At 75.0% G+C, this 6,443-nt stretch carries 4 protein-coding genes; all 4 read left to right on the top strand.

Annotated features, from left to right (window positions below; genetic code table 11):
- Window positions 1-263: 263 nt before the first annotated feature.
- Window positions 264-1,496 (top strand): alpha/beta hydrolase family protein, encoded by a 1,233-nt coding sequence (locus tag GKQ77_RS24965; RefSeq protein WP_219691181.1) that lies wholly within the window; start codon window positions 264-266, stop codon window positions 1,494-1,496.
- A 143-nt stretch (window positions 1,497-1,639) separates the two neighbouring features.
- Window positions 1,640-2,551 carry a bis(hydroxyethyl) terephthalate hydrolase gene (bdeA, locus tag GKQ77_RS24960; protein WP_219691184.1) on the top strand — a complete coding sequence of 304 codons (912 nt, stop codon included), beginning with the start codon at window positions 1,640-1,642 and terminating at the stop codon, window positions 2,549-2,551.
- Window positions 2,552-2,614: 63 nt separating this feature from the next.
- Entirely contained in the window at window positions 2,615-5,422 is a 2,808-nt protein-coding gene (locus GKQ77_RS24955) for a helix-turn-helix transcriptional regulator (RefSeq protein ID WP_308117777.1), read from the top strand.
- A 130-nt stretch (window positions 5,423-5,552) separates the two neighbouring features.
- Window positions 5,553-6,443, top strand: an 891-nt coding sequence (locus GKQ77_RS24950; RefSeq protein ID WP_372459977.1) for an RNA polymerase sigma factor, incomplete at its 3' end; no start/stop codon positions are given.

Below are 6,443 nucleotides of genomic sequence, written 5' to 3'. Positions count from 1 at the left end.
GGATCATCCTGGGCTTGGGCTTGGGCTTGGGCGCCACTCGCGCCGGTCGGCCCCCCGGGTACGGCCGCCCGCTCCCCCGCGGGCACGAGCCTCGCGCGGATGGCCGCCACGCGGCCGCAGTCGCGCCCCTCCGCAGAAACTCGCCACCCTGGCCATATCGCGCCTCATACCGCGAGCTGACATCCACGTACCTCCACGGTCTGGAGCGGGTGCGACCAAGGGCTGACGCGGCCTCAACCTCGCCCGCATTAGCGTCCTGTGGCATGACCGCACGCCGAACCGCCGTACGCCGCCGCGCCCTTGTCGCCGCGCTCGCCCTCGCTCTCGCCGCGCCTGCCGCGGGCACCGCCGCCGCCCACGCCACCCCCGCGACCAGCACCGAGCGCGCCACGACGGCCGAGGTGGCCGCGGCGCCGTGGCAGCTGCCGCGCCCCACGGGACCGTACGCCGTGGGGCGGGACACCCTGCATCTCGTCGACAAGAGCCGCCGGGATCCATGGGTGCCCTCGGCGGGCGCCCGGGAGCTGATGGTGTCCGTCTACTACCCGGCGCGGCACGGCGGTGGGCGCCCCACGGCGTACACCTCCGAAGAGGAGGCCCGGCTCCTGCTGGAGTCGGCGGAGCTGGAGGGGCAGGTCTCCGCCGCCGCGTACAGCGCCACCCGCACCCACGCCCGCTCCGGCGCGCGTCCGGCACGGGGCCGGTTCCCGCTCGTCGTGCTCTCCCCCGGCTTCACCGCTCCCCGCGCCACCCTGACCCACCTCGCCGAGGAACTCACCTCCCGCGGCTTCGTCGTCGCCACCGTCGACCACGCGTATGAATCCGTCGGTACGGCTTTCCCCGGCGGCCGGATCCTCACCTGCCGGGCCTGTGGGCCCGCCGCCGAGCCGGGGATGGGCAAGGTCGTCACCGAGGGGCGCGCCAAGGACCTCTCCTACGTCATCGACCGGCTGACCGGCGACAAGCGGCTGACCGGCGACAACGGGCTGAGGGGCGACAGAACGCCCTGGCGCCACGCCCGCATGATCGACTCCCGGCGCATCGGCGCCGGTGGGCACTCCATCGGCGGGGCGGCCGCGCTCGCCACCATGACCACCGACCCGCGCGTCCGGGCGGGCGTGAACATGGACGGCAGCTTCCACACCGGCCCCGCGGGGATCGGCGGCCGTCCGTTCCTGATGCTCGGCACCGAGGAGGAGCACACGCCGGGGCGCGAGGACGGCGTGAACTGGGACCGCACCTGGGAGGGGCTGGACGGGTGGAAGCGCTGGCTCACCGTCAAGGGCTCCGGGCACTTCACCTTCACCGATGTGCCTGTCCTCACGGAGCAGGCGGGCCTCGTCGATCCCCGAGTGCCGCTCTCCGGCGAGCGGTCGCAGCAGATCACGCGCGCGTACGTCGGCGCCTTCTACGAGAAGTGGCTGCGCGGCGCCTCGCGGCCGCTCCTCGACGGACCGACGGCGGGCAACCCCGAAGTAGCCTTCCCCAGGCGCTGACCGCCGCTGACCCTTGCCGGTGATAGTTGAAGACCGGTGATTTCGCCGATGTGCGCGGCGCGCGGGTGCCCGGACAGTGGCCGCTGCCAGCAACCCGCCCCCGAAAGGACACGACCGCCGTGCAGCAGCTCAGCAACGAGACCATCGGCAGCCCTCCGTCCCACCGCCCGGACCGGCGGTTCCGCCCGCGCCTGCTGCGGGCGGGACTCGCCGCCGTACTGGCGGTGGGCGGACTGATCACCGCCCAGTCGGGCAGCGCGGGCGCCGCCGAGAACCCCTACGAACGCGGCCCCGCGCCGACCGTGTCGAGCATCGAGGCCCCCCGCGGCCACTACGCCGTGTCCGAGACGCGTGTGTCGTCCCTGGGCGTCACCGGGTTCGGCGGCGGCACGATCTACTACCCGACGACCACCGGCGACGGCACGTTCGGTGCGGTCGCGATCTCGCCCGGCTACACGGGCACCCAGTCGTCCATCTCCTGGCTCGGGCCTCGGCTCGCCTCACAGGGCTTCGTCGTCTTCACCATCGACACTCTCACCACGCTCGACCAGCCCGCCAGCCGAGGCGCCCAACTCCTGTCCGCCCTCGACTACTTGACGCAGCGCAGTACGGTACGCGATCGCGTCGACCGCAGCAGACTCGGCGTCATGGGCCACTCCATGGGCGGCGGAGGCAGCCTGGAGGCCGCCAAGAGCCGCCCAACGCTCCAGGCGGCGATCCCGCTGACAGGCTGGAACCTCGACAAGACCTGGCCCGAACTGCGCACACCCACCCTCCTCGTCGGCGCGGACGGTGACACGATCGCCCCTGTCTCCTCGCATTCGGAGCCCTTCTACGAGAGCCTTCCCGGCTCCCTCGACAAGGCGTACCTGGAGCTGAACGGCGCGAGCCACTTCACGCCCAACACCTCGAACACCACCATCGCGAAGTACAGCGTCTCGTGGCTCAAGCGCTTCATCGACAACGACCAGCGCTACGAGCAGTTCCTCTGCCCGCTGCCCCGCCCCAGCTCGACGATCGAGGAGTACCGGGGCAACTGCCCGCATACCTCCTGACAGGGCTTCCCGCCCCTCCGGAGAGGCTTCCCAGCAGGTTTACGCGGAAGTAACGTGACGGTCGTGGCCGGACTGACGACTGTGACGGGCCCTCTCCGGATATACGGCCGGAGCGCTCAACTGCACGCGATCGACTCCTTGTTGAACGGCGTGCGCGAAGGGCAGGGCGGAGCACTCGTACTGGCGGCGGCGCCGGGGCTCGGCCGCACCACACTGCTCGCGCACGCCGCCCGCTCCTTCCGCTCCCTTGGGGCGGGGACGGTCCTGAGCACGCGGGCCGTCCCCGCCGAGAGCCTGATCCCGTACAGCGGGGTGCACGCCCTGTGGTGCGCGGGGGCGGCTTCGCGGGCGCTGCCCGAGGAGCCGGGGGCCCTGCTCGCCGTGGTGCGCGACCTCGCGGGCGGGCGCCCCCTGCTGATCTGCGTGGACGACGCCCATCTGTGGGATGCCGCGTCCCGTGCCGCCCTGGGCTTCACCGCCCGCCGGCTCGGCGGACCGCACCCCGTCGCCCTGCTCCTCTCCGTCGCGGCCCGCCGCGCGGACGACCCCCAGCTCGCCGCGCTGCCCGTCCTGCACCTGGACCCGCTCGCACCGCCCGAGGCGGCCGCGCTCTTCGACGACCTCACGGGAGGCGGCGCCGACACCGTCGTACGCGAGGAAGTCCTCCAGGCGGCGGGCGGCAATCCGCGTCTGATGCACTCTCTCGTCGCCGCCCTGACACCGCATCAGCTGGCGGGGCGCACGCCACTGCCCCCGCGGCTGTACGACGGCTACGCATCCGCGTACGACGGCCCGGGGCGCATCGAACTACCTTCGGACACCGAGGAGTTGCTGCTCCTCGTGGCCGCAGCCCATGAACCCGGTGCCGAGGGTGCGGGCGCCGACGCGGATCTCGTCCTCCTGGCCGGCGCGGCGGCCGGACTCGACGGCGCGGCGCTGGGCCCGGCGGAGGCGGCCGGGCTCGTCCACCGCGCGGCCGGCCGGATCCGCTTCGACGCCCCCGGCCTGCGCCGCGCCCTGTACACCGCGGCCCCGCCCGCCCGGCGCCGCGCCGCCCACCGGCTGCTCGCCTCGGTCCTCGACGACGGCCATACGCCCTCGCTGCTCCGGAAGCTGCACCGCGCGCTGGCGGCCGAGGGCCCCGACGCCCCACTCGCGACCGCACTGGCCGCCGAGGCGGACGCCCCGGGGACCGCCTCCCATGCCCGGCGGGCAGCGGCCCTTTCGGCGGCGGCGGACCTCACGCGGGCCCCGCGCGAGCGTGCCCTGCGCCGCGCCGCCGCCGCGCACCACGCCCGGCTCGCGGGCCGCCCCGCACAGGCGCGGGAACTGCTCGCCGCCGCCCGCTCGGAGTCGGGGGACGTCCGGGTACGCGGCGCCGTCGCACTCATCCGGGGGCAGCTCGCGCTCGGGGACGGCCCGGTCGCAGACGCCCGGGAGGCCCTTCTCCTCGCGGCGGAACTCCTCACCCCGCACGACCCGGACGGCGCCAGGGAGGCCTGCCTTTCTGCCATGGCGGCGGCCTGGGACATGGGCGACGCCGGGGCATATCTGTCGGCCCTGGGCACGCCACCGCAGCCAGCCGCCCCGGGGCCATCGGCGGCGGGCGCGGTACCGGCTTCCGCCCGGGAGACCGATACGGCCCCGGATCCGGACCCGCTGTGCGAGGAGTACCGCGCCGCGATGTCCGTCGTCATGCGGGGACGGCTCGGTGCCGCGAGCCGCGGGCTGCGCGGGGTCGTGGCGCGGGGGCAAGCGGCGGACGACCCCTCGCGGCTGCTGCGGGCCGGGGTCGCCGCCCTCGTCGTCGGCGACCTCGCGGCGGCCTCCCGCATCAACGCGCGGGCGCTGGCCGCGGCACGGGCGCGGGGCACCGACATCCACGTACCGCAGGCCCTGGAGTACCTGGCCTACGCCGATCTGCGCGCCGGGCGGCACGCGCGCGCCCGGGCGCACGCCGAGGAGGGGCTGCGCACGGCGGGCCGCACCGGGCAGCGCAACATCGCCGCGCAGCATCACGCGATCCTCGCGCTCGTGGCGTCCGTCGAGGGCGAGGACGAAGCGGTCGCCGCCCATGCCGCGGCCGTGGCACGCACCGCCGACCGGCACGGCCTCGTGCAGGCCGCGACGCTGGCCCAGTGGGCGCTTGCCCGCGCCGACCTGAGCCGTGGCCGCGCACCCGAGGCCGCCGCCCGGCTCGGCCCCGTGGTGCGGCCGGGGCCGCGCCGAGGTCACTTCGCCGTACGGATGCTCGCCGTGCCGTGCTTCGTGGAGGCGGCCTCCCTGGCCGGGGAGGGAGAGTCGGCCCGCGGCTGTGTGGCGGAGTTCGCCGACTGGGCCGCCCAGGGCGCCGACCCGCAGGCCCCCGCCCAGCTGGCCCGCTGCCGCGCGCTCCTCGCCGCCCCCGAGGAGAGTGACGCGCTCTACACCATGGCGCTCGCCCGCCACGCGCTGGTGGGCGGCGACTTCGAGAGCGCCCGCACCCAGCTCCTGTACGGCAAGTGGCTGCGTCGCAGGCGGCGGCCCGGTGAGGCCAGGGGCATGCTGCGGGACGCCCTGGTCTCCTTCGAGCGGTGCGGCGCCCGCGCCTGGGCCGCGCAGGCGCGGGCCGAGCTGCGCGCCACCGGGGAGGCGGGGACGGCCGAGCCGCCGGGCGGTCTGTCGCGGCTGACCCCGCAGCAGCTGAGGATCGCCCGCTGTGTGGCGGAGGGCGCCACCAACCGGGAGGTCGCGCGGCGGCTCTCGGTGAGCCCGCGGACCGTCGACCACCATCTCCGGAACGTCTTCGCGCTGCTCGGGGTACGCTCACGCGTCGAACTGTCCCGGCTCGTGGCCAGGTCCGAGCAGCACACCTCCCGCGACGAGCCGTGAGCCCGCCCGGTCTCCCCGAGAGACCGACCGGTTTTTCGAAAGGCCGACCGGTTTTCTGTTATCCGGGCTCAAGCCGTGCGTCTCCCTTGTGTCGGAGGAGACAGGTCCCCCCACAGAAAGTGGTCACAGCGTGAGCAGCGAACGCCGAGCAGCGATGATCAGAGCAGCACGGGACGGCAACCAGCAGGCGCAGGACGCGCTCGTGGCGGAGTACCTTCCGCTGGTCTACAACATCGTCGGGCGGGCCCTGAACGGCCACGCCGATGTGGACGACGTGGTGCAGGAGACCATGCTCCGCGTCCTCGGCGGTCTGGACGGGCTGCGTGATCCGGATACCTTCCGCAGCTGGCTGGTGGCGATCACCATGAACCAGATACGCGGTCACTGGCGGGAGCGTGCCACCGGTGCCATTCCCGCGGGCGGCGGTCCGACGGACGGCTATGACGTGGTGGACCCGGGCGCGGACTTCGTGGATCTGACCATCGCCCGGCTCGGTCTCTCCGGGCAGCGCAGGGAGACCGCGGAGGCCACGCGGTGGCTGGACGAGGACGACCGCGCCCTGCTGTCGCTGTGGTGGCTGGAGTCCGCGGGGGAGCTGACGCGGCCGGAGGTCGCCGAGGCCCTTGAGCTGTCCCCGCAGCACGCGGCGGTGCGGGTGCAGCGGATGAAGGCCCAGCTGGAGACGGCCCGCGTGGTGGTGCGCGCCCTGGCGGCGGCGCCCCGCTGTGACGGGCTCGGGCAGCTGACCGCGGGGTGGGACGGCGTGCCCTCGGCGCTGTGGCGCAAGCGGCTGGCCCGCCATGCCCGCGACTGCTCGGTGTGCGCGGGCCACTGGTCCGACCTGGTGCCCGCCGAGGGGCTGCTCGTGGCGCTCGGCCTCGTCCCGGCGGGGGCGGCCCTCACGCAGCAGGTCACGCGCCCCGATCTCGTCACGGTCGGCTCGGTCTCGTCCGCGCACGGCGCCGGGGCGCCGGTCTCCGCGCGTGCGCAGGCCCGCCGTGAGCGGGTCAGGCGGCAGCGC

The organism is Streptomyces anatolicus (assembly GCF_019400875.1).
Lineage (GTDB): Bacteria > Actinomycetota > Actinomycetes > Streptomycetales > Streptomycetaceae > Streptomyces > Streptomyces anatolicus.
Note: the sequence above shows the minus strand (reverse complement) of the source record. Positions and strands in the feature narration are given on the sequence as shown.

Excerpts from the sequence above, each read along its gene's own strand:
- GKQ77_RS24965 (WP_219691181.1), top strand. The coding sequence starts at position 264 with ATGACCGCACGCCGAACCGCCGTACGCCGCCGCGCCCTTGTCGCCGCG.